The 22448-nt window shown below is 64.3% G+C and carries 20 protein-coding genes; 12 read left to right on the top strand and 8 right to left on the bottom strand.

Annotation, left to right across the window (positions count from 1 at the left end; all coding sequences use genetic code 11):
• Positions 1-2 precede the first annotated feature (2 nt).
• Entirely contained in the window at positions 3-671 is a 669-nt protein-coding gene (locus AC1DYC_RS01390; protein WP_477281879.1) for a lysophospholipid acyltransferase family protein, read from the top strand.
• 97 nt (positions 672-768) lie between these two features.
• On the top strand, positions 769-1701 hold the full coding sequence (locus tag AC1DYC_RS01385; RefSeq protein WP_477408112.1) for a phosphatidate cytidylyltransferase: 933 nt from the start codon (positions 769-771) through the stop codon (positions 1699-1701).
• A gap of 13 nt (positions 1702-1714) precedes the next feature.
• On the opposite strand, the gene AC1DYC_RS01380 is transcribed toward AC1DYC_RS01385, so the two are convergent.
• A complete protein-coding gene (locus AC1DYC_RS01380; RefSeq protein ID WP_477403328.1) occupies positions 1715-3259 on the bottom strand; it encodes an acid phosphatase in 1545 nt (514 codons plus the stop codon).
• Positions 3260-3465: 206 nt separating this feature from the next.
• Between AC1DYC_RS01380 and AC1DYC_RS01375 the strand changes: the two genes are divergently transcribed.
• Positions 3466-4743, top strand: a complete 1278-nt coding sequence (locus AC1DYC_RS01375; protein WP_477403326.1) for a cytochrome-c peroxidase — start codon at positions 3466-3468, stop codon at positions 4741-4743.
• Positions 4744-4770: 27 nt separating this feature from the next.
• Here the strand turns inward: AC1DYC_RS01375 and AC1DYC_RS01370 are convergent, their stop codons facing one another.
• The 7 genes from AC1DYC_RS01370 to AC1DYC_RS01340 all read right to left on the bottom strand — a co-directional run bounded on the left by AC1DYC_RS01370 (position 4771) and on the right by AC1DYC_RS01340 (position 12799).
• Entirely contained in the window at positions 4771-6381 is a 1611-nt protein-coding gene (locus tag AC1DYC_RS01370) for an FGGY-family carbohydrate kinase (RefSeq protein WP_477403324.1), read from the bottom strand.
• Between the two features lie 179 nt (positions 6382-6560).
• The gene (locus AC1DYC_RS01365; RefSeq protein ID WP_477403322.1) at positions 6561-7289 is read right to left on the bottom strand and encodes an SDR family oxidoreductase; all 729 of its coding nucleotides are present in this window, start codon (positions 7287-7289) and stop codon (positions 6561-6563) included.
• A 24-nt stretch (positions 7290-7313) separates the two neighbouring features.
• Positions 7314-8573, bottom strand: a complete 1260-nt coding sequence (locus AC1DYC_RS01360) for a sugar ABC transporter permease (RefSeq protein WP_477403320.1) — start codon at positions 8571-8573, stop codon at positions 7314-7316.
• The gene (locus tag AC1DYC_RS01355) at positions 8570-9391 is read right to left on the bottom strand and encodes an ATP-binding cassette domain-containing protein (RefSeq protein WP_477403319.1); all 822 of its coding nucleotides are present in this window, start codon (positions 9389-9391) and stop codon (positions 8570-8572) included. Before AC1DYC_RS01355 ends, AC1DYC_RS01360 begins: the two co-directional genes overlap by 4 nt.
• A 92-nt stretch (positions 9392-9483) precedes the next feature.
• A complete protein-coding gene (locus AC1DYC_RS01350; protein ID WP_477403317.1) occupies positions 9484-10536 on the bottom strand; it encodes an ABC transporter substrate-binding protein in 1053 nt (350 codons plus the stop codon).
• Positions 10537-10766: 230 nt separating this feature from the next.
• The gene (locus AC1DYC_RS01345; RefSeq protein WP_477403315.1) at positions 10767-11651 is read right to left on the bottom strand and encodes a helix-turn-helix domain-containing protein; all 885 of its coding nucleotides are present in this window, start codon (positions 11649-11651) and stop codon (positions 10767-10769) included.
• Between the two features lie 197 nt (positions 11652-11848).
• Complete coding sequence (locus tag AC1DYC_RS01340; protein WP_477403313.1) at positions 11849-12799, bottom strand: LysR family transcriptional regulator; 951 nt, start codon at positions 12797-12799, stop codon at positions 11849-11851.
• A 72-nt stretch (positions 12800-12871) separates the two neighbouring features.
• Between AC1DYC_RS01340 and AC1DYC_RS01335 the strand changes: the two genes are divergently transcribed.
• The 9 genes from AC1DYC_RS01335 to AC1DYC_RS01295 all read left to right on the top strand — a co-directional run bounded on the left by AC1DYC_RS01335 (position 12872) and on the right by AC1DYC_RS01295 (position 22364).
• Positions 12872-13756, top strand: coding sequence for a dioxygenase family protein (locus AC1DYC_RS01335; RefSeq protein ID WP_477403311.1), 885 nt, complete (start codon positions 12872-12874; stop codon positions 13754-13756).
• The gene (locus tag AC1DYC_RS01330) at positions 13753-14814 is read left to right on the top strand and encodes a maleylacetate reductase (protein WP_477403309.1); all 1062 of its coding nucleotides are present in this window, start codon (positions 13753-13755) and stop codon (positions 14812-14814) included. The genes AC1DYC_RS01335 and AC1DYC_RS01330 overlap by 4 nt, the downstream gene beginning before the upstream one ends.
• Before the next feature lie 22 nt (positions 14815-14836).
• Positions 14837-16111 carry an ABC transporter substrate-binding protein gene (locus tag AC1DYC_RS01325; RefSeq protein WP_477403307.1) on the top strand — a complete coding sequence of 425 codons (1275 nt, stop codon included), beginning with the start codon at positions 14837-14839 and terminating at the stop codon, positions 16109-16111.
• A 2-nt stretch (positions 16112-16113) separates the two neighbouring features.
• Positions 16114-16833, top strand: a complete 720-nt coding sequence (locus tag AC1DYC_RS01320; RefSeq protein WP_477403305.1) for an ABC transporter ATP-binding protein — start codon at positions 16114-16116, stop codon at positions 16831-16833.
• Entirely contained in the window at positions 16833-17534 is a 702-nt protein-coding gene (locus tag AC1DYC_RS01315) for an ABC transporter ATP-binding protein (protein ID WP_477403303.1), read from the top strand. Before AC1DYC_RS01320 ends, AC1DYC_RS01315 begins: the two co-directional genes overlap by 1 nt.
• Before the next feature lie 238 nt (positions 17535-17772).
• Positions 17773-18639, top strand: coding sequence for a branched-chain amino acid ABC transporter permease (locus AC1DYC_RS01310; protein WP_477403301.1), 867 nt, complete (start codon positions 17773-17775; stop codon positions 18637-18639).
• A 5-nt stretch (positions 18640-18644) separates the two neighbouring features.
• The gene (locus tag AC1DYC_RS01305; protein ID WP_477403299.1) at positions 18645-19733 is read left to right on the top strand and encodes a branched-chain amino acid ABC transporter permease; all 1089 of its coding nucleotides are present in this window, start codon (positions 18645-18647) and stop codon (positions 19731-19733) included.
• On the top strand, positions 19726-21480 hold the full coding sequence (locus AC1DYC_RS01300; RefSeq protein ID WP_477403297.1) for an FAD-dependent oxidoreductase: 1755 nt from the start codon (positions 19726-19728) through the stop codon (positions 21478-21480). Before AC1DYC_RS01305 ends, AC1DYC_RS01300 begins: the two co-directional genes overlap by 8 nt.
• A gap of 5 nt (positions 21481-21485) precedes the next feature.
• Positions 21486-22364, top strand: coding sequence for an intradiol ring-cleavage dioxygenase (locus AC1DYC_RS01295; protein WP_477310248.1), 879 nt, complete (start codon positions 21486-21488; stop codon positions 22362-22364).
• The last annotated feature ends 84 nt before the right edge of the window (positions 22365-22448 follow it).

Genomic DNA, 22448 nt, shown 5'->3' with positions numbered 1-22448 from the left:
CCATGACAAAACTTCACCTGCGTGCCAACACCTTCACCTTGCTGCAGACGGTGACCTCGGTCGGCCTGTCGGCGGCGGCCTGGGTGGTGACCGGGGTGCGGCCAATCTGGAACGGCAGCCAGCCGTCAGAGCGCCAGCGCATCTACTTCGCCAACCATGCCAGCCATGGCGACTTCATCCTGTTGTCGGCCTGCCTGAGCGAAAAGGTGCGCGCCCGCACCCATGCGATCGCGGCGGCCGAATATTGGGGAAAGTCGCGGCTGCGCCGTTTCATTGCCGAGGACATGCTGTCTTCCGTGCTCATCCACCGGCAGTGGACCGACGAAACCCAGCACCCGATCTCGATCATGCTGTCGGTGCTCGACCAGGGACATTCGCTGATCCTGTTTCCTGAGGGCACCCGCAACACGACGGAGGCGGATCTGCTGCCGTTCCGCTCCGGCCTCTACAATCTGTCGATGGCGCGGCCCGACGTCGAACTCATCCCGTGCTGGATCGAGAACATGTCGCGCGTGCTGCCCAAGGGCCAGTTCCTGCCGGTGCCGCTTTTGTGCCGCGTCGTCTTCGGTCCGCCGGTGGCGATAGCACCGGGCGAAGAACGCCGCGCCTTCCTCGAGCGCGCGCGCCAGACGCTGCTGTCGCTCGACCCCCGCCCCGATCGGGACGACTAGAGCATGATCCCAAAAAGTGGGTACCGGTTTTTGGAAAAGATCATGCTCCAAGAAAAGATTAGATCATGATCAGAGACGTCGCATGACACTGCCGCCGATGCATGAAACCGTCATCCTGCTGGTTGGCCTGGTCGCGGTACTGACCACGGCCAGCATTGTCGCCGGCATCCTGTCGTGGCGGGCGCCGAAGCCGCTGCCCTCGACGCTCGTCAACCTCAACCAGCGCATCAACGCCTGGTGGGTGATGGTGGTGGCGATCACGGTCGCCTTCTTCTTCGGCCGCACCGGCATGACCATCCTGTTTGCGCTGATCTCGTTTGCGGCGCTGCGCGAATTCGTGACGCTGACGCACAGCCGGCGCAGCGACCACTGGGTGCTGCTCGGCATGTTCGGCATCATCATTCCCTACCAGTACTGGCTGGTGTGGACCGCCTGGTACGGGCTCTTCACCATCTTCATCCCGGTCTACTGTTTCCTGTTGATGCCGGCGATCACCGCGCTCAACGGCGACACCGAGCGCTTCCTCGAGCGCGTATCCGCGCAGCAATGGGCGGTCATGATCTCGGTCTACTGCGTCAGCCACGTGCCGGCGCTGCTGACGCTGAACGTGCCCGGCTTCGAAGGCCGCAATCTTCTGCTCATCGCCTTCCTGATCATCACCGTGCAAGGCAGCGACGTGCTGCAATACATTTTCGGCAAGCTGTTCGGCCGGCATCTGCTGTCGCCCTCCGTCTCGCCGTCAAAGACCTGGGAAGGGCTGATCGGCGGGCTGGTGGCGTCGAGCCTGCTCGGTGCGCTTTTGTCGTTCCTGACGCCGTTCTCGCCGCTGGCGGCGGCAGGCGTCGCCTTCATCGCCTGCCTGATGGGATTTCTCGGCGGGCTGGTCGCATCGGCCATCAAGCGCGACCAGGGCGTCAAGGACTGGGGCCATTTGATCGAAGGCCATGGCGGCATGATGGACCGCGCCGACAGCCTGGTCTTCGCCGCCCCGGTGTTCTTTCACATCGTCCGCTATTTCTGGACGGTGTGAAAGAACGGGTCGGTTACCGGCTAAGGTCCAGTGCCGCGCTTAGATCACCCATCGGCGGCTGATCGTTGTTGCGCAGCGCCTTGTCGCGGGCGACGATCCCGGGCAGCACCGGCAGATCGTAGCGCGCGGTAATGAAGCGCAGGATCGACGTTGTGTCGTATTGTGTGTGATCGACCATGCCCGCCCTCGCATAGGGCGAGATGATGAAGGCCGGTATGCGGTTGCCCGGGCCCCAGCGATCCGCCTTGGGCGGCGCGACATGATCCCAGAAGCCGCCATTCTCGTCATAGGTAACGACGACCAGCATATGCGGCCATTGCGGGCTTTTCTCGAGATGCGAAACGACATCGGCCAGATGCTGGTCGCCCGACGTGACGTCGGCATAGCCGCTGTGCTCGTTGAGGTTGCCCTGCGGCTTGTAGAAGGAGACAGCAGGCAGCTTGCCGTCGTCGATCGCCTTGATGAACTCGGTGCCGCCAAGGCCGCCATCCCTGAGGTGCTCGGCACGCGCAGCCGTGCCTGGCGCGTAAGCCGCGAAATAGTTGAAGGGCTGGTGGTGGAACTGGAAGTTCGGCACCGGCGTCGCATTCTTGCCGTCGAGCGTGGCCTGCCAGGCGCCCGCATACCAGGCCCAGTCGACGCCCTTCAGCGACAGCAGGTCGCCAACGGTGATGTCGTGCTGCGGTGGCAAAGTGGTCGGCTGAGCCGGGTCGGCCATCGCCTGGTCGCCGCCTGCCACCGGCTTGTTGTTGCTCGGCTGATAGGGCGGCTGCATGGTGTTGACGGCGTAGAAATCGGGGGTGATGGCGCCGTCGCTGACGAATTTCGGTACGCCACCGAGCGCCGACGGCGGCGAATTGTCGGCGATCTTGAGCGTCTTGCCGTCGGCGTCGACGACCGCGATCTGGCCTTTCACCGGGCTGGTGTCGGCATTGGGATAGACCGGCACGCAGGCGCAGGCGAGCATGAAATGGTTGAGGAAGGAGCCGCCGAAGGCGCCCTGGAAGAAATTGTCGGCAAGCACGTATTTCTTGCCGACCGCCCACATCGGCAACACCGAGCCGTCATAGTGGCCCATGACGAGGCCGCCGGAATCGGCCCAGGCGACGAATTTATCATTCTTGCCACCGTCGATCTGCATCTGCTCCTGGTAAAAGCGATGCCAGAGATCGTGGGTGATGACCCCGGTGTTCTCGTTAAAACCCTTGGGATCGTCGATGGCGAAGACGGCATTGGCGAGATGCGCGGTCTGGGCTTCCGTCACCGCCGGCGTGACACCCTTGCCGGTGAGTCCGCCCCAGGCCGGCGGGAGCTCTGTCAGCGGCTGGCCGTCGCGGTCGAGCTGGCGCGCCTGGCCGGCCGTCACATTCGACAGGCCGTTGGCGCCGGGAAAGCCGCCATAGAGGTTATCGAAGCTGCGGTTCTCGGCATAGATGACGACCACCGTATCGATCTTGTCGTAGCCGGCGGGCGCGGCATGAACGGCGCCTGCCGCGGCCAAGGGAGCAAGGGCTGAGCCGGCTAGATACAGGGAAGTAAGGAGCTTGAGCCTCGTCATGATGGAAAACCTCGTGGCTTGGAACAATGGCTGGAGGAGCAGCACGGCAAGATGGGCCTTTTCGCGCGGCGCGCCAAATTAGGGCCACCGCCTTGTCACCTTTGTGACGTTTTCCGTTGCGGCGAACACGGTTGCGTGAGCAGGCAGAGCGGTCATCAATCCGTAGCAGTGCGGTTCTAAGCCCTGATAAAACCGGACCGAACGAGATGACGGCGCGACACTGGACAAAACGGGCGATCGCAATCGGCGCGGCATCGCTGCTTGGTCTTGCCGTGCTCACACCGGCAAACACGGCTGATGCCGACGGCGTCCATCCCGGACCGATGTCGCGCAGCGACGCCTATGCCAGGGCAGCGGCGCTGACCGCACTCGGCCGCAAGATGTTCTTCGATCCGTCGCTGTCGGCGTCGGGCCTGCAGGCCTGCTCGTCCTGCCATGATCCGCATAATGCTTTTGGCCCGGCATCGGCCGGACCGGTCGAGATGGGCGGACCCGACATGCGCCAGCCGGGACTGCGCGCGGTGCCGTCGCTGCGCTATCTCCAGGCGGTCCCGGCCTTCAGCGAGCATTTCTATGATTCCGAGGACGAAGGCGATGAAAGCGTCGACAATGGCGCCACCGGCGGCCTGACCTGGGACGGCCGCGCCGACCACGGCAAAGACCAGGCGCGGATCCCCCTGCTGTCGCCATTCGAGATGGCCAACGAGGATGGCGACGCCGTTGCCGCCGCTTTGCGCAAGGCGGCCTATGCCGGCGAGTTCAAGGCGATCTTCGGGGACCAAGTCTTCGACCATCCGGACGATGCTTTCGACGCCGCCGTCGAGGCGCTGGGCACGTTCGAGCAGAGCGCTGCCGACTTCTACCCCTACTCCAGCCGCTACGACGCTTTCCTTGCCGGCAAGGCGACGCTGACCGCGCAGGAATTACTCGGGCGCGCTTTGTTCGAGGACGAGACCAAGGGCAATTGCGCCAGCTGCCATATCAGCGAACCGGCCAATGACGGCGAGCCGCCGCAGTTCACCGATTTCGGTTTCCTCGGCATCGGCGTGCCGCGCAATCCGGCCATCCCGGCCAATGCCGATCCGACCTATTTCGACCTCGGCCTGTGCGGTCCGCTGCGGACCGACCTAAAGGGTCGGGCGGAGTATTGCGGCCTGTTCCGCACGCCGACGCTGCGCAACGTGGCGCTGAAGAAGAGCTTCTTCCACAATGGCTATTTCCACACGCTGCGCGACGCGGTCGCCTTTTACGCAAGCCGCGACAGCGATCCCGGCCGCTGGTATCCGAAGAACGCCGACGGCACGATCAAGAAATACGACGACCTGCCAAAGGTTTACTGGCCAAACCTCAACCAGGATCCACCTTTCGATCAAAAGCACGCCAACAGGCCGGCGCTGACCGATCCTGAAATAGACGACATCGTCGCCTTTCTGCAAACGCTTACCGATGCGGACCAGCTGGCGGGCGCGGCGCAGACGCATTGAGCCCCAGCTGTCGCCCTCGCCCAATCGTCAGTCGCGGATGGCGCGGCCTGCCTGCTGCAGCAGCTCGAAAGCGGCGAAGCGCTTGTCATGCCAGGGCATGAGATCGCCGCTGGCGGGGCGATAGATTTCGCCGATGCCCGACATGCCGGTCATCGCCGCAATCACGTCGGGATATTTTTGCGCCGCCACCGCACCCAACATAGCCGAGCCGAGCAGGACCGGTTCGGGCGAGGTCGAGCCGGCGACGGTCAGTCCTGTCGTGTCGGCCAGCAGCTGGCGCACCAGTTCGCTTTGCGCCGCGCCGCCGCTGACGACGATGGTGTCGATGGCAATGCCTTTGTTGGCCATGGCCGCCAGGATCTGGCGCACACCATAGCCGATGCCCAGCAGGCCCGCGACGTAGAGCGCGACGAGGCTGTCGAGTGACGTGTCCATGCCGAGCCCGGCGATGAGCGCCTTGGCCTCGGGATCGGCGAAGGGCGACCGGTTACCGAGAAACTCCGGCACGACATGCAGCCCGTCGGCAAGGCGCGCTGCCGAAGACAGGTCAACGGACTGCGTTGCCGCCTGCCGACCGAGCCATGCTGCGAGACTGAGCCCGTCCGCCTTGGCCTTCGCCGCCCCTTCTGCTGCGGCCGGATGCAAACCGACGAGATGGTCGATCGCTGCGCCCGCCGCCGACTGGCCGCCTTCGTTGAGCCACAGGCCCGGCACCATCGAGGAGAAATATGGACCCCAGATGCCCGGCACGAAAGCCGGTTCGCTGGTGCTGGCCATGGTGCAGGCCGAGGTGCCGAAGACATAGGCCATGCGCGATTGCAGCGTGCCGACGGAGCCCTGCCCGCCAACCGTGCCGACGCCGCCGGCATGGGCATCGATGAGACCAGCAGCGACCGGCGTTCCCGGCAGCAGGCCGAGATCGGCCGCGGCGGCTTCGGTCAGGCCCTGCGCCAGCGCGGTGCCGCCTTCGACCACTTCAGTGCCGATGCGGGCAAAGGCTTCGTCAGCGAGCACGCCGAGGCCAATGGCGCGGAAATAGGCTTCATCCCAGCGCCTCTCATGGCCGAGATAGGTCCATTTGCAGGTCAGCGTGCAGATCGAGCGGGCCAGGCTGCCGGTCGAGCGCCAGGTCAGATAATCAGTGAGGTCGAAGAAGTGTTCAGCCGCATCGAAAGTGGCGGGCAGGTTCTCGCGCAGCCACAGCAGCTTCGGCGTTTCCATCTCCGGCGAGATCGTGCCGCCGACATAATCGAGCACGGCGTGCTTGCCGGCATTGATGCGCTGCGCCTGGTCAAGCGCGCGGTGATCCATCCAGACGATGATGTTGCGCTCGCTGTCGCCCGAGCCGCCGATCGCCAGCGGTACACCGCCCTTGCCGACCACGACCAGCGAACAGGTGGCGTCGAAGCCGATGCCGGCAATGTCGCGCCCGGCAAGCCCCGACTTCGTCACAGCCTCGCGCACGCTGGCGCAGACAGCCCGCCAGATATCCTCGCTCGACTGCTCCGCGATTTCACCAGGTTCGAGGAACAAAGCGATGTCGCGCTTGGCCGAGGCAAGCATGGTGCCGGCGCTGTCGAACACCCCTGCCCTGGCGCTGCCGGTGCCGACGTCGATGCCGAGGAAATGGGAAGGCATAGGGAACCTCGAAGGGTTAGGCAGTAGGGCAGTAGGCAGTAGGCAGTAGGCAGTAGGCAGTAGGCAGTAGGCAGTAGGCAGTAGGCAGTAGGCAGTAGGCAGTAGGCAGTAGGAGAGGATCAGCCGTTGGCGGCGAGCCGCAAGGGTTTCCTATTCCCTACTGCCTAATCCCTACTGCCTCACAAATCATTGCTCTGCGGCAGGATCACCAGATCGCGGATCGTGACGTTCCTTGGCCGCGTCAGCATGAACATCACGGCTTCGGCGACCTCGACCGGCTGAATCAGGCCGCCCTTGGCCAGTTCATCATCAAGCTTATCCTTCGGCCAGTCGCTGATCAGCGCTGTCACCACCGGCCCCGGCTGTACCGCGCCGACACGCAGGCCGTGCGGGGCGACCTGCCGGCGCACGGTGTGGACGAAGGCCTGCACGGCATGTTTGGAGGCGGTGTAGATCGGCTCCCAGACCACCGGCACCAGCCCGGCGATCGATGAGGTGACAATGATGTCGCCGGTCTTGCGCTCGACCATATGCGGCAGCACGGCGTGCACGGAGCGGAACACCGCATTGATGTTGAGGTTCAGCACGCGGTCCCACACATCGGGGTCGCCGTCGAGCACCGGGCCACCGACATAGGCGCCGGCATTGGCGTGGAAGATATCGAGCTGGCCGGCCTTGTCGAGAATCTCAGGCATCATGGTGGCGACGCTGGCCGGCTTCATCAGATCGATCACCAGCGGGATGGCGTTGGGACCGAGTTCGGCGCACGCGCTCTTCAACGCATCCTCGGCGCGGTCGACGAGCACGACGCGAACGCCGGCGGCAATCAGCGCTTTCGCGCATTCCAGGCCGATGCCCGACGCTGCGCCGGTGATCGCCGCGACTTTTCCACTCAAATCCTGAGCCATCTTATCCTCGAGTTATGATTGCGTTCAGGCGCGGCCGTGGGAAACCCGCGAGCGGCGTGCCAGGGAGTCGACGATGACAGCGATCGCCAGAACGGCGCCGGTGATCATGTAGCGAAGCGACGACGACAGATCGAGCAAGGTCAGCCCGCTGGCGATCGATTGGATGACGATGATGCCGAGCAGCGCGGAATACGCGCGGCCGCGGCCGCCGAACAGGCTGGTGCCGCCGATGACCGCCGCGGCGATGGCGTTGAGGTTGACGTCGCCGGTGCCGGCCTGTTGGCTGGCCGAGGCCAGCCGCGCGGCCGACAGCACGCCGCCAAGGGCGGCGAACATCGAGCACATGACGAAGGCGCTGAGATAGATCGAGCGCACCTTGATGCCGGCGCGGCGCGCCGCTTCGCGGTTGCCGCCGACGGCGGTCATCGAGCGGCCCCATTGGGTGCGGGTCAGCGCATAGTTCATCGCCACCACCAGGCCGACGAACAGACCGAACATCCACGGTATGCCGCGCGCCTGGTTGAGATAGCCGACGATCAGCTCGAGCAGGATGGTCAAAGCGGCGACGCGCACGATGAGGCCGCCGACCGACGGCGCCGACAGGTTGACGGCGCGGCGGCGGCTGACGGTGCGCAGGCCGGTAATCAGCATGACGATGCCGGGCACTGCGGCCAGCGCATAGGACAGCCAGTCCGGCATGACCAGCAGCTGGCCGAAATTCACCAGGTTCGAGCCATAGGGCAGATTGATCGAGCCGGTGGAGCCCAGGATGTAGAGCTGCAGGCCGAGCACGGCGAGCAGGCCGGCGAGCGTCGAGACGAAACTCGGCATGCCGAGCCGATTGAACAGCAAGGCATAGAGCGCGCCGATGAAGCCGCCGACAGCGAGTGCCGCGACAATCGCGAGCGCCACCGGCCAGCCCTGGTTGACCCACAGCGTGCCGACCATGGCCGAGGCAAAGCCGCTGATCGAGCCGACCGACAGGTCGATCTCGCCGACCATCAGCACGCAGACGATGCCGAGCGCGATGACACCGACGGTGGAGCAATCGAACAAGAGATTGACGAGGTTGCTGGAGGACACGAACACCGGATTGAGAGCGGTGAACACGCTCCAGATGATGACCAGGCCGACGATCACCGGCAGCGAGCCGAGGTCGCCGGAGCGGACGCGGTCGAAGAAGGCGCTGATCGCGCCACCGACGCCGGCCTGGTGCTTGACACGCACGTCGCTACGGTCGAGCGCCGTCGACGAGGAGATGTCCTGCTTGGGCTCTGCGCTCATGGCCGCTGCTCCTGTGATTGCGCCTGTGCTGCCCTGCGCCGTTCGGCGCGGCGCGACACCGCATTGTTGGCGGCGCCGGTGATGGCGCTGACCAGTTCCTGGTTGGAGGCGTCGGGTTCGAAGACGCCGTTGTTGCGGCCAAGCCTCAGCACGACGATGCGGTCGGCGACGGCGCGCACGTCCTCCATATTGTGGCTTATCATCAGCACGCCGAGGCCGCGTTCGCGCACCCGGTCGATGAGGTTCAGCACCTCCGCCGTCTGGGCGACGCCAAGAGCGGCGGTCGGCTCATCAAGCAGGATGACTTTTGGATCGAGCAGCAGCGAGCGGGCGATCGCCACTGTCTGGCGCTGGCCGCCGGACAGCGAAGCGACCGCTTCGCGCACGCTCGGAATACGCGCCGACAATTCGTTGAGCAGTGTCCAGGCGCGGATCTCCATCGCCACCTCGTCCAGCCGCAGCGGGTTGAGCTCCTTGCCGAGAAAAATGTTGGCGACGACGTCGAGGTTTTCGCACAGCGCCAGATCCTGGAAGACGGTGGCGATGCCGAGCGTCAGCGCAGCACTCGGGTCGGGCATGGTCACCTGCTTGCCGCGGAAATTGATGGTGCCCGACGTCGGCTGATGGACGCCGGCCAGAATCTTGACCAGCGTCGACTTGCCGGCGCCATTGTCGCCGACCAGCGCCACCACCTCGCCGGCATGAACGTCGAGGTCGATATCGGTAAGTGCGGAAACGGCGCCGAAATTCTTCGAGATGCCGCGCAGGCTGAGCACCAGCTCACCTGCCGAAACCGGTCCATCAGAGATGTCAGACATAGTGGCAAACCTTTCCGGATGACCGGTCAAGAGTGACTGCGGACTTCCGGCCGCCGCAAAGGCGGTCGGAAGTCAGGGTCAGGATAGTCCGATCAGTTGGTGATGCCGAGCTTCTTGCAGCCTTCGGCATAGCGGTCGACGCAGAGCTCTTCGGCGGTGTTGATCTTCTTGTCGATGATCTCGGCCTTGAGGTTTTCCTGCGTCACCACCGCTGGCGTGAACAGCTGCGAGGGGGTGTCGTAGAGGGTCATTTCGGCCTTCGGCGTCTCGCCCGAAAGAAGCTTCACGGCGACGTTGGCGGCAGCGGCGGCCACGATCTCGCTAGGCTTGGAGATGGTGTTGTACTGGTCGCCGGCGATGATCAGCTGCAATGCGGCAATGGTCGCGTCATTGCCGGTGACCGGCGGCACCGGATCGACGCCGGCGGCCTTGAAGGCGGCAATGGCGCCGCCGCCGGTGCCGTCATTGGCCGCAACGACGCCGACGATCTGGGTGGAGAAGCGGGTGATCTGGCCGCTTGCCCATTGCTGTGCCTTCGGCGGCGCCCATTCCGGCGTGTCGTATTCGGCCAGAATCTTATAGCCGCTGTTGTCGAGGCTGGAATGAATGCCCTTCTTGATCAGGCCGGCGGCCGCGTCGGTCGGCGAACCGTTGATCTGCAGCAGGCCGCCGCTGGCCGGATCGACCTTCAGCGCCTTGAGATGTTCGACCAGCGAGTCGGCGATGGCCTTGCCGATGCCTTCATTGTTGAACGAGACGTAGAAGTCGGCAGGTGCTGTCGGAATCGGGCGGTCATAGGCGATGACCTTGACGCCCTGGCTCTGCGCCAGCTTGACCAGCGAGGCGGCGGCGGTCGAGTCGACCGGGTCGAGCACGATCGCCTTGGCGCCCTGCGAGATCACGGAATTGAACTGCTGTTGCTGGCGCGAGGCGTCTGCATCGGCATTCTGGTAGATTACCTTGCAGCCGGGGCAGAGCTTTTTCATCTCGGCGGCAAAGCCGGGATAGTCGTGCTGCTCGTAGCGGGTCGAGGCCTGGTCGGGCATGAGGAAGGCGACCGTGGCGTCGGTGACCGGTGCGGCGAAAGCGGCAGTGCCGGTGAGGAGCGAAAGGGTGAGTGCACCCGTCGAAGCAAATCTGATCATTCTGATATCTCCGTTTCAATTGTTTCACGAAGCCTGGTCACCACATGGCGCGCCGGGCCTTGACTGCAAGTCGAACTGTTGCGAGGAATGACGACGCACTTGATCCGTGCACCGTATCCTCTTGATATCGCTGGATTTCAGGACAAGCGATCTCCAGCACGGGGCACCTCCAACGCACGCCCCGCGTCCTTTCTTCCCAAAATGTCTAAAGCTCCTCCCGGTCCTCCCTGTTAGGCGGCAATCTCCGCGCTGATGTTTTCCGCCAGCAAGGCCCTGAAGCGCGAAGGCGACATGCCTTTCTGCGTCAGGAACTGGCGGTTGAAATTCGAGATGTTGTTGTAGCCGGCGGCAAAGCAGATTTCGGTGATCGGCATATCGGCCTCGCTCATCAGCAACTGACAGGCGAGATTGATGCGCAGCCGGTTGACATACTGCACCAGCGCCATGCCGGTGTGACGGCGGAAGCTGCGCGAAAACGCGCTCGGGCTGCGGCCGGCAATCGCCGCCAGATCGCTCTCGCTGAACGGCTCGGTCAGGTTGGCGTTGATATAGGCAAGCGCCATGTTGACGCCGGCCGACATGAAGCCGGAGGGATCGGGCAGATAGCTGGCGCTGGTCAGCGTCCGCACATCTGTCGCGCGGCTCAGGATATCGATTAGCTCCATGAACAGCGCGATGCGGCGCACGCCTTGCGCCTCGACCAGTTCGGCCAGCACGGGTGCGGCAAGCTCAGCGGTGATATTGGAAAACAGCGCGCCGCGGCGGCTGAGCTCGAGAATGTTTTCACAACCGGCAAGTTCGGGCAGCGCCGTCGTGGCATCGGCGATGAACTCTTGCGAGAACTGGACGACGCGGCCGCGCAGCGGCACGCTGGTGCCGGCCGGCACGTCGCTGACCCAGTTGTGCGGCAGGTTCGGGCCGGTGAGCACGAGGTTGCCCGGCTCGAATTCGCCGATGAAGTCGCCGACGAAATAGTGGCCGGTGGTGGCGACGACATGGTGGATTTCATATTCGGGATGGAAGTGCCAGCGCACGGTGTGAAAGGGATAGCCGTGGGCCCAGGCCTTGAACGACTCGCCACGTCTGATCTGGACGACTTCCAAGTCCGGATTCATGTCAGTTCCTCCCGGCGCCGGTCCGGTCATGCGACCAGTTGCAGTGCCCTCTCCCGCAGGCCGCGTTTGCCGCTCTCTGCAGTGATCAAAGCTTAGGCGGCAATCCTTGCCGCCGCCACCACGGTGTGTCCACCTCACTGATACTTTTTTGACATTTTTGCGGTCGAGGCGACGCGTTTGCGAGTATGCAGGAGACTTCAGGCGCCCCAGACGACCGCCTGTTCGTGGCGCTTGATGAGGTGTTTCAAATTGTCGAAGCTCTGGCGGATGTGCTTGGCGAAAGCGTCGACGGCAGGGGCGCGCGGCGTGTCGGCGCGCCTGAGCAGGCCGAGCGCACGATCGGGATGCGGAATGGCGACGGGCAGTGCGGTGATCGATTTTTCCTTGCGAAAGGCAAAGACCACGCTGTGCGGCAGGACGGTCAGCGCGTCGGTCTCCTTCATGTAGTTGATGGCGCTGGTTAGCGATCCCCCGGAATAGCGGATTTTGATCTCGGTGGCGCCGAGCGACAGAAGCAGGCTGCGCAGATCCTCCAGCAGCGGGCTGCCCGGCGGCGGCGCGATCCAGGGATAGTCGAGCAGGTCGCCGGTTTTCAGCTTGCGCCGCAGCAACAGCGGATGCGTGGCGCGGCAGGCGACGACGTTGCGGCCCGGCAGGATCTCGCGAAACTCCATGCCCGACCCCTCTTCGAGAATGTCGATTGGGCAGACGGCAAGGTCGATGCGGTCGGCATTGATGGCGGCGCGCAGGTCGGAGAGATAGCCATAGCTCTGGTCGACGCGCACATCCGGATAGGCGTTCTGGAAGTCGGCGATCATGCCGGAGATCAGCGCATCCATGAAGAACGGCGTGCCGCCGACCCGCACCACGCCCGAGCGGCCCTGGCTGAAATTGGCGGCGATGTCAGAGGCCTTGCGCGAAGCCGTCAGCATCACCTGGCCATGGTCGGCGAGCGCGCGGCCGAGCGGTGTCGGCTGCAAGGGCCGGCGCCCTTTCAGGAACAGCGGCTCGCCCAGCCGCTTCTCCAGCATCGACAGCGTGCGCGAGACGGCCGGCTGCGACAGGCCGATGAGCGCCGCGCCCTCGGTGACGCCACCGGCCTGCACCACGGCGGCCAGCTGGATCAAATGCCTTTCATCGAGCTTCATAACGATATGATATATTAAACGGGGAAGAAATCATCATCTTTGTCTTTGGCCTGCGTTAATGTCCTTCCCGAGATGACACCGGGGAGGAACATGTCCGGCATTCCGTCGTTCAGCGAGGCCAATTCGGCCGAGATTGTTGCCCAGCGCCTGCTCAAGGCGAAGGCCGGACCGTTGCCGCGTTTCCTCGCCACCGTTGTCGACCATCTCCACCAGATCGTTCGGGAAACCCGGCCGACTGCGGCCGATTGGCGCCAAGCCATCGCCTTCCTCACCGAGATCGGCCATGCCAGCGACGACAAACGGCAGGAATGGGTGCTGCTGTCGGACCTGCTCGGCGTCACGGCGCTGGTCGAGGAGATCAACTCACGACGGCCGAATGGCGCGACGCCCAACACAGGGCGTGGCCCCTTCTATCGCGCCGACGCGCCAAGGCTGGCGCTCGGCGCCGACATTTCGCTCGACGGCGTCGGCAAACCACTGACCGTGACGGGACGAGTGACTGATCTTGACGGGCTGCCGATCGCCGGCGCGACGGTCGAGACCTGGCAGGCCAATGCGCAAGGGTTTTACGAGAACCAGCAGCCCGATCTGCAGCCGGAGAACAATCTGCGCGGCGTCTTCACCACCGACAAGGAAGGCCGCTTCCATTACCGCACCGTAAAACCCGCAGGCTACGGCGTGCCGGACGATGGCCCGGTCGGACAGATGCTCGGTCAGTTGAACTACCCGCTCAGCCGTCCTGCGCATATCCACTTCCTCATCCGCGCCGATGGCTTCGAGACATTGACCACGCAAGTGTTCGAGTGCGGCGATCCACGCCTCGCCGAGGATGCGTTGTTTGGCGTCAAGCCGGAGCTCATTGGCGACTTCAAGCAGGCTGCCGGCAAACGAGGCTACTGGTCGCTCGATTTCAACTTCGTTCTGGCGATGGCGCGCAAGGGGAGCCGGGCGGCATGACACGTTCCTTCACCTATTCCGGCAGTCCGGCGCATATCGTCTTCGGCAATGGCGCGTCGGCCGAGGTCGGCACCTGGATCGAGAAGCTCGGCTGCAAACGTGCGCTTGTCCTGTCGACGCCGCACCAGGCGGCCGACGGCGAAGCGCTGGCGAAGCAGATCGGATCACTGGCGGCAGCCGTCTTCTCGGGCGCGGCCATGCACACGCCGGTCGAAGTGACCGAGGCGGCGATGGTGAAGGCACGCGAGGTGAACGCCGACTGCGTCGTCGCGCTCGGCGGCGGTTCGACCACGGGGTTGGGCAAGGCCATCGCGTACCGCATCGACCTGCCGCAGATCGTCATCCCGACCACCTATGCCGGCTCGGAAGTGACGCCGATCCTCGGCCAGACCGAGCATGGTGAAAAGACCACCGTGCGCGATGCGAAAATCCTGCCGGAAGTGGTGATCTACGATCCGGAACTGACCGTCGGCCTGCCGGTGGCGATGAGCGTCACCTCCGGCCTCAACGCCATGGCGCATGCGGCCGAGGCGCTCTACGCGCAAGACCGCAATCCGATCTCGACCTTGATGGCGACCGAAGGGCTGCGCGCGCTGAAGACGGCGCTGCCGGTACTGATCAAGGAGCCCAGAAATCTTGAGGCACGCGGCGACGCGCTCTACGGCGCCTGGCTGTGCGGCACGGTGCTCGGCACCGTCGGCATGGCGCTGCATCACAAGATCTGCCACACGCTCGGCGGCTCCTTCGACATGCCGCATGCCGAGACCCATGCGGTGATGCTGCCGCACACGATCGGCTTCAACGCCGTCGCCGTGCCGGAATTGCTGAAGCCGGTCGCCGATATTTTTGGCGGCAGCGCCGGCGGCGGCCTGCATGATTTCGCGAAGTCCGTCGGCGCGCCGCTGACGCTTAGAGAGCTCGGCCTCAAGCTGGACGATCTCGACCGTGCCGCCGAGATCGCGACCAAAAATCCGTACTGGAATCCGCGGCCTTTCGACCGCGCCGCAATCCGCGCCCTGTTGCAGGACGCGTGGGAGGGAAGACGTCCGCAGAACTGACGGCAACAAGGGAGGAATAGTTATGATTACCAGACGCGAATTCATCCGCAACACCGCCGCCACCGGCCTCATTGCCGGCGGCTTGCCGATGCCGGCGATCGCCCAGAACGCGCCGATCAAGCTCGGCTATGTCAGCCCGCAATCCGGCCCGCTGGCGGCTTTCGCCGAGGCCGACAAATTCATCATCGATGGCTTTCTCGCCGCCACCAAGGCGGCCGGCCTCAACTACGAGGTCGTGGTCAAGGACAGCCAGTCGAACCCGAACCGGGCAGCCGAAGTCGCCAAGGAACTGATCGTCAACGACAAGGTCAATCTGATGCTTGTCGCCTCAACGCCGGAGACCACCAACCCGGTCGCCACCACATGCGAGGCAGAAGAAGTGCCGTGCCTGTCGACGGTCGCGCCGTGGCAGCCCTGGTTCATCGGCCAGCAAGGCAATCCCGGCGATCCCGCTTCGTGGAAACCGTTCAACTATGCCTACCATTTCTTCTGGGGGCTGGAGGACGTCATCGCGGTCTTCACCAACATGTGGGCGCAGGTCGAGACCAACAGACAAGTCGGTGGCCTGTTCCCCAATGATGGCGATGGCAACGCCTGGGGCGACGGCACTGTCGGCTTCCCGCCGGTGCTGGCCAAGGGCGGCTACGGGCTGACCGATACCGGCCGCTATCAGAACCTGACCGATGATTTCTCGGCGCAGATCAACGCCTTCAAGGGTGCCTCCTGCGAGATCATCACCGGCGTGATGATCCCGCCCGATTTCACCACCTTCTGGAACCAGGCCAAGCAGCAGGGTTTCACGCCAAAGGTGGCATCGATCGGCAAGGCGATCCTGTTCCCGCAATCGGTCGAAGCGCTCGGCAAGTCCGGCCACAACCTGTCGTCGGAAGTCTGGTGGACGCCGAACCATCCGTTCAAATCGTCGCTGACCGGCGAAAGCTCGGCGCAGGTCGCCGAGGGCTTCACCAAGGCCACCGGCCGGCAATGGACGCAGCCGATCGGCTTTGTTCATGCGCTGTTCGAGATTGCTGTCGATGTGATGAAGCGGGCCGGTGAGCCCGACGACGGCGACAAGGTGGCGGCGGCGATCGCCGCGACCAAGCTCAACACGCTGGTCGGGCCGATTGCCTGGGACGGCGCCAATCTGCCGCCCTTCGCCGCCAAGAACATCGCCAAGACGCCGCTGGTCGGCGGCCAGTGGCGGCTGAAGGACGGCGGCGGCTACGATCTCGTCATCACCGACAACAAGACCGCGCCGAACATCCCGACCGGCGGCAAGATGGAAGCGATCGCCTAGCCATGGCCATCCTCGCGCTCGTCAATGTCTCGAAACGCTTCGGCGCCCTCACGGTCGCCGACGCGGTTTCGTTCGAGCTTGGCGAGGGCGAGGCGCTCGGCATTATCGGCCCGAACGGCGCTGGCAAGTCGACGCTGTTCAACCTGATCACCGGCAACATTTCGGCCGATGCCGGCACCATCATTTTCGACGGCCGCGACGTGACAAGACTGCCGCCGATGCAGCGCTGCTTTGCCGGCGTCGGCCGCTCCTTCCAGATCCCGCAACCCTTCGAGAAACTCACCGTGTTCGAGAACCTGCTGGTCGCCGGCGCCTTCGGCGCAAGGAAGACCGAAGCCGAGGTTAGCGAGCGTTGTGCCGAGATCCTGGTCGAGACGGGACTGATCGACCGCGCCAACCATCCGGCCGGCGGCTTGAGCCTGTTACAGCGCAAGCGGCTGGAACTCGCCCGCGCCCTGGCGACCGAGCCGCGGCTGCTGCTGCTGGATGAGATCGCCGGCGGCCTGACCGAAGGCGAATGCGGCATGCTGGTCGACACCATCAGAGGCATCCACAGAGGCGGCATGTCGATCATCTGGATCGAGCATGTGCTGCATGCGCTGAACTCGGTGGTCGAGCGGCTGCTGGTTTTGAATTTCGGCAAGGTTATCGGCATGGGCGCGCCGGATGCCGTCATGGCATCGCGCGAGGTCCGCGAAATCTATCTCGGGATCGAGATCTGATGGCGCTGCTCGAGACCAAAAACCTCATTGCGCGCTACGGCGATTTCCAGGCGCTGTTCGGCGTCGACATCGCGCTCGACCAGGGCGAGACGATTGCCATCATCGGCGCAAACGGCGCCGGCAAGACGACGCTGATGCGCTCGATATCAGGCATATTGGCGAACCAGCCGGACGCCGTGCTGTTCGACGGCGCGGAGATCGGCGCCCTGCCCGCGCCCGACATCGTCGCCCGCGGCATCGCCATGGTTCCCGAAGGGCGAAAGCTGTTTCCGTCGCTCAGCGTCGAGGAGAATCTGCTCATCGGCCGCTATGGCCGTGCGGTCAAAGGACACTGGAACCTCGACACGGTTTACGAGCTGTTCCCGATCCTCAGGGAGCGGCGTGCCAATCCGGGCACGGCGCTGTCGGGCGGCCAGCAGCAGATGGTGGCGATCGGCCGCGCGCTGATGTCCAACCCGCGCGTGCTTCTGTGCGACGAGATCAGCCTCGGTCTGGCGCCGGTGGTGATCAAGGACATCTACGCCGCCTTCCCGCGCATCCGCGCAGCCGGCGCTTCGATCGTCGTCGTCGAGCAGGATATCGGCCAGGCACTGAAAGTCGCCGACCGCGTCTACTGCATGATGGAAGGGCGGATCACGCTGTCTGGGGTGCCGGCCGGGTTGACGCGCGAGGATATTCACGCTGCGTATTTTGGGCATTGAGGGCGGTGATGGATAGATTGTTCAAACCGCGCCCAGCCACCCCCCTCTGCCCTGCCGGGCATCTCCCCCTCAAGGGGGGAGATCGGACTTCACTGCGGCCTTCGCCAATCACCAACGTCGCAGGAAAAGCGCTGTCGAAGGAACTGCCAATCTCCCCCCTTGAGGGGGAGATGTCCGGCAGGACAGAGGGGGGTGGGCGGGAACTCGGCCTTGCCAAAAAGTCATCGGGTCAAACCCCATGACCAGCGCGCTCGACACAATCATCCAGGGCATTCTGCTTGGCGGCCTCTACGCGCTGTTTGCGGCGGGCTTGAGCCTCGTGTTCGGCATCATGCGGCTGGTCAATCTGGCGCATGGCGACCTCATCGTGCTCGCTGCCTTCCTGATCCTGGTGCTGGTCTCGGCCCTCGGCCTCAACCCCTTCGTCGCCGCGCTGGTGGCGATGCCGCTGATGTTCGCCATCGGCTGGGCACTGCAGTTCTTCCTGCTCAACCGCACGCTTGGTACAGACATCCTGCCACCACTGCTGGTCACCTTCGGGCTGTCTATCGTTATCCAGAACGGCCTGCTCGAAGGTTTCTCCGCTGACAGCCGGCGCATCTCCATCGGTGGATTGGAATCGGCTTCGGTTGCGCTTGGGCCGATCAATGTCGGCGTGATGCCACTGTTGACGCTGGCCTCGGCCATCGCAGTGATCGTCGGCCTCAACCAGCTGTTCTACCGCACCTCGCTAGGCCGCGCCTTTCGCGCCACCTCGGACGATCCGGTCACCGCAGGGCTGATGGGCATCCAGCCGAAGCGGATCTTTGCCACCGCCACCGGCATCGCCATGGTGGTGGTGACGATCGCCGCACTGTATCTCGGCACGCGCGCCAATTTCGATCCGACCATCGGCCCGGCGCGGCTGATCTACGCCTTCGAGGCGGTGATCATCGGCGGCCTCGGCTCGCTGTGGGGCACGCTCGCCGGCGGCATCGTCATAGGCATCGCGCAAACGTTTGGCGCCGCGATCAACCCGGAATGGCAGATCCTGGCCGGGCACCTGGCGTTCCTGCTGGTGTTGCTGGTCAGGCCGCGCGGATTGTTTCCGCGCGCGGTGGATTGAACGCCATGACCGACACTTCGCTCACATCCTGGAAAGTCGAGACGCGGACCAAAGCGTCGGCGACCTTCGCCATCATCGCCGCGCTGGTCATCCTGGTCGCCTTCGCCGCACCTCTCTTTGCTTCGCGTAGCGTGCTGCAGGACCTGTTCTTCATCCTCACCATGCTGGTGCTGGCGCAGAACTGGAACCTGCTTGCCGGCTACGCCGGGCTGGTCTCGGTGGGGCAGCAGGCTTTTGTCGGCTTCGGCGCCTACGCCATGTTCGCGCTTGTCATCCTCGCCGGTCTCGACCCGTTGATCGCGATCCTGCTTGCCGGCATCGCCAGCGCCCTGCTCGCCATCCCGACCGCCTACTTCCTGTTTCGCCTGCAAGGCGCGTACTTCGCCATCGGCAGCTGGGTCATCGCCGAAGTGGTGCGGCTGGCGCTGGCGCAATGGAAGATGCTGGGCGGCGGCACCGGCACCTCGCTGCCGCGCGAGGCGACCCGTGACATGCCGGCGCTGAAGCTGGTCGGCGAATTGTTCGGCGTCAAATCGTCAGGTGCGGGCGACATCCTGACCTACTGGCTGGCGCTGCTGCTTGCCATCGCCACGATCGGGCTCGTCTACCGCCTGCTGCGTTCCAAGCAGGGGCTGGGGCTCGCCGCCGTGCGCGACAACCAGGAGGCGGCGCGCTCGGTCGGCGTCGATGCGCGCCGCATGAAGACGCTGGTCTATCTGGCGGCGGCTTTCGGCACCGGGCTCGCCGGCGCGCTGATCTATGTACAGAAGGCTCGCATTTCGCCCGACGCCGCCTTCTCCGTCGTCGACTGGACGGCGTATGTCATCTTCATCGTCGTCATCGGCGGCATCGGCACCATCGAAGGCCCGATCGTCGGCGTCATCGTCTTCTACATCCTGCAAAACCTGCTTGCCGACTACGGCTCCTGGTATCTCTTGATCCTCGGACTGATCGGCATCGTCATCATGCTGTTTGCGCCGCGTGGCCTGTGGGGCCTGTTCGCCGAGCGCACCGGCATCCAGCTTTTTCCGGTTCGCCGCCGATTGACCGGCGGACCTCTACCGTCAAGCAAAAAGGGAGGGCCGCATGGCTGACATTTCTACCGACGTGCTGACCATCGGCACCGGGCCTGCGGGCTCGGCAACCGCGGCGCTGCTTTCGACCTATGGTGTCGAGAATATGGTCATCAACCGCTATCGCTGGCTGGCGGCGACACCGCGCGCGCACATCACCAACCAGCGCACCATGGAGGTGCTGCGCGACCTCGGCAAGGATGTCGAGGGCGAGGCCTATATGCACGCCACCGAGCAGGATCTGATGGGCGAGAACGTCTTCTGCACCTCGCTTGCCGGCGAGGAGATCGGCCGCATGCGCAGCTGGGGCAAGCATCCGCTGTCGCGCGCCGAGCATCTGCTCTCCTCGCCCGCGCACATGAACGATCTGCCGCAGACTTTCATGGAGCCGCTGCTGTTCAAGACGGCATGCTCGCGTGGCACGCAAGCCCGCATGTCGATGGAGTATCTCTCGCATGTGCAGGATGCCGACGGCGTCACCACCACTTGCCGCGACCGGCTGACCGGCAAGGACGTCACCATCCGCTCAAAGTATCTGGTCGGCGCCGATGGCGGCAATTCGCTGGTCGCCGAACATGCCGGCCTGCCCTTCGAAGGCAAGATGGGCGTCGGCGGCTCGATGAACATCCTGTTCAAGGCGGACCTGTCGAAATACGTCGCCCACCGGCCCTCGGTGCTCTACTGGGTGGTGCAGCCGGGCGCCGATGTCGGCGGCATCGGCATGGGCCTGGTGCGGATGATCCGGCCGTGGAACGAGTGGCTGATCGTCTGGGGCTATGACATCAACCAGCCGGCGCCGAAGGTCGACGACGCCTTCGCCAAAAAGGTGGCGCGTGACCTCGTCGGCGATCCCGATCTCGAAATCGAGATCCAGTCGGTGTCGACCTGGACGGTCAACAACATGTACGCCACGCAGACCTCCAAGGGCCGCGTGTTCTGCATGGGCGATGCCATCCATCGCCACCCGCCGTCGAACGGGCTGGGATCCAACACCTCGATCCAGGACGGCTTCAACCTCGCCTGGAAGCTCGCTCATGTCATCAAGGGCAAGGCCGGCCCAAAATTGCTCGACAGCTATTCGCAGGAGCGCGCGCCGGTCGCCAAACAGATCGTCACCCGCGCCAACAAGTCGATCGAGGAATTTGGCCCGATCTTCAAGGCGCTCGGCCTGCTCGATTCCATCGACCCGGTGAAGATGCAGTCGAACATGGATGCGCGCTGCGACAACACGCCGGCGGCCGAAGCGCAACGGGCAAAAATCCGCGAGACCATTGCCGCCAAGGTCTACGAATTCGACGCGCATGGCGTCGAGATGAACCAGCGCTATATCTCGAACGCCATCATCACCGACGGCCAGAAGGAACCGGCCTTCGAGAAGGACGCCGAACTGCACCATCAGCCGACGTCATGGCCGGGCGCGCGGGTGCCGCATGTCTGGGTCCATTCGGATCGGGGCGACAAGGCTTCCACGCTCGACCTGACGGGGCACGGCCAGTTCACCGTGCTGACCGGCATTGGCGGCCAGGGTTGGCTCGACGCTGCCAAGGCGGTGGGCAAGGAGCTTGGCATCGACATTACCGGGCACCTGATCGGCCCGCGCCAACCCTGGCAGGATTTTTCCGGCGACTGGGCGCGCGCCCGCGAAATCCGCGACAGCGGCGTGCTTTTGGTGCGGCCGGACCAGCATGTCGGCTGGCGCAAGGACGCGATCAGCGGCGACCCAACGGCCGATCTGCGCAAAGCCCTGACATCAATTCTGGACAGGTGAGAGATATGGAAGCGCACGAAAAAGGCTTCTTCACCGAGGCAAATTCAGTCGAGGTCGTCACCGGCCGCAACAAGAACGCCAAGGACGCGCGGCTGAAAACGGTGATGGAGGTCATCACGCGCAAACTGCATGAGGCGGTCAAGGAGATCGAGCCGACGCAGGACGAATGGTTCGAGGCCATCATGTTCCTGACCAAAACCGGCCAGCTCTCCACCGAATGGCGGCAGGAGTTTATTCTCCTGTCGGATGTGCTCGGCGTCTCGATGCTGGTCGACGCCATCAACAACCGCAAGCCGTCAGGTGCATCGGAGTCGACCGTGCTGGGTCCCTTCCACATCGCCGATGCGCCGGAACTGCCGATGGGCGCCAATATCTGCCTCGACCAGAAGGGCGAGGACATGTTCATCCATGGCCGCATCCTCGACACCGAGGGCAAGCCGATCACCGACGCCGTGCTCGACGTCTGGCAGGCCAATGACGAAGGTTTTTATGACGTGCAGCAAAAGGGCATCCAGCCCGACTTCAATCTGCGCGGCGTGTTCCGCACCGGCGCCGACGGCCGGTACTGGTTCCGCGCGGTGAAGCCGAAATTTTATCCGATCCCGGCTGACGGCACGGTCGGCAAATTGCTCGATGCGCTCGGACGCCATCCCTTCCGTCCCGCGCATCTGCACTACATCCTCAAGGCCGACGGGTTCGAGACGCTGACCACCCATATCTTCGACCCCGACGATCCCTACATCAATTCGGACGCGGTGTTCGGCGTGAAGGAAAGCCTGCTCGCCAAATTCAAGCGCGTCGACGATCCCGCGCGCGCCAAGGACCTGGAATTCGCCGGCCCCTTCTGGGAGGTCGAGCACGATTTCGTACTGGCGAGAGGTTAGTCGCTCCGTCAGCCCTGCCCTTTCGGACATCATTTGAAGGCGTGAGCGGCCCTCGCCCGATCGGCGCGGGCCGCTCACGCTTTT

The sequence above is a fragment of the Mesorhizobium sp. P2_E7 genome, from assembly GCF_056403855.1.
Note: the sequence above shows the minus strand (reverse complement) of the source record. Positions and strands in the feature narration are given on the sequence as shown.

Bases quoted from the DNA above. Each gene is read 5' to 3' on its own strand.
- AC1DYC_RS01305 (WP_477403299.1), top strand. From the start codon at position 18,645: ATGACCGACACTTCGCTCACATCCTGGAAAGTCGAGACGCGGACCAAA.
- AC1DYC_RS01370 (WP_477403324.1), bottom strand. From the start codon at position 6,381: ATGCCTTCCCATTTCCTCGGCATCGACGTCGGCACCGGCAGCGCCAGG.
- AC1DYC_RS01335 (WP_477403311.1), top strand. From the start codon at position 12,872: ATGACACCGGGGAGGAACATGTCCGGCATTCCGTCGTTCAGCGAGGCC.
- AC1DYC_RS01345 (WP_477403315.1), bottom strand. From the start codon at position 11,651: ATGAATCCGGACTTGGAAGTCGTCCAGATCAGACGTGGCGAGTCGTTC.
- AC1DYC_RS01350 (WP_477403317.1), bottom strand. From the start codon at position 10,536: ATGATCAGATTTGCTTCGACGGGTGCACTCACCCTTTCGCTCCTCACC.
- AC1DYC_RS01300 (WP_477403297.1), top strand. From the start codon at position 19,726: ATGGCTGACATTTCTACCGACGTGCTGACCATCGGCACCGGGCCTGCG.
- AC1DYC_RS01325 (WP_477403307.1), top strand. From the start codon at position 14,837: ATGATTACCAGACGCGAATTCATCCGCAACACCGCCGCCACCGGCCTC.
- AC1DYC_RS01390 (WP_477281879.1), top strand. From the start codon at position 3: ATGACAAAACTTCACCTGCGTGCCAACACCTTCACCTTGCTGCAGACG.
- AC1DYC_RS01315 (WP_477403303.1), top strand. From the start codon at position 16,833: ATGGCGCTGCTCGAGACCAAAAACCTCATTGCGCGCTACGGCGATTTC.
- AC1DYC_RS01375 (WP_477403326.1), top strand. From the start codon at position 3,466: ATGACGGCGCGACACTGGACAAAACGGGCGATCGCAATCGGCGCGGCA.
- AC1DYC_RS01380 (WP_477403328.1), bottom strand. From the start codon at position 3,259: ATGACGAGGCTCAAGCTCCTTACTTCCCTGTATCTAGCCGGCTCAGCC.
- AC1DYC_RS01310 (WP_477403301.1), top strand. From the start codon at position 17,773: ATGACCAGCGCGCTCGACACAATCATCCAGGGCATTCTGCTTGGCGGC.
- AC1DYC_RS01360 (WP_477403320.1), bottom strand. From the start codon at position 8,573: ATGAGCGCAGAGCCCAAGCAGGACATCTCCTCGTCGACGGCGCTCGAC.
- AC1DYC_RS01385 (WP_477408112.1), top strand. From the start codon at position 769: ATGCATGAAACCGTCATCCTGCTGGTTGGCCTGGTCGCGGTACTGACC.
- AC1DYC_RS01295 (WP_477310248.1), top strand. From the start codon at position 21,486: ATGGAAGCGCACGAAAAAGGCTTCTTCACCGAGGCAAATTCAGTCGAG.
- AC1DYC_RS01340 (WP_477403313.1), bottom strand. From the start codon at position 12,799: ATGAAGCTCGATGAAAGGCATTTGATCCAGCTGGCCGCCGTGGTGCAG.
- AC1DYC_RS01320 (WP_477403305.1), top strand. From the start codon at position 16,114: ATGGCCATCCTCGCGCTCGTCAATGTCTCGAAACGCTTCGGCGCCCTC.
- AC1DYC_RS01365 (WP_477403322.1), bottom strand. From the start codon at position 7,289: ATGGCTCAGGATTTGAGTGGAAAAGTCGCGGCGATCACCGGCGCAGCG.
- AC1DYC_RS01355 (WP_477403319.1), bottom strand. From the start codon at position 9,391: ATGTCTGACATCTCTGATGGACCGGTTTCGGCAGGTGAGCTGGTGCTC.
- AC1DYC_RS01330 (WP_477403309.1), top strand. From the start codon at position 13,753: ATGACACGTTCCTTCACCTATTCCGGCAGTCCGGCGCATATCGTCTTC.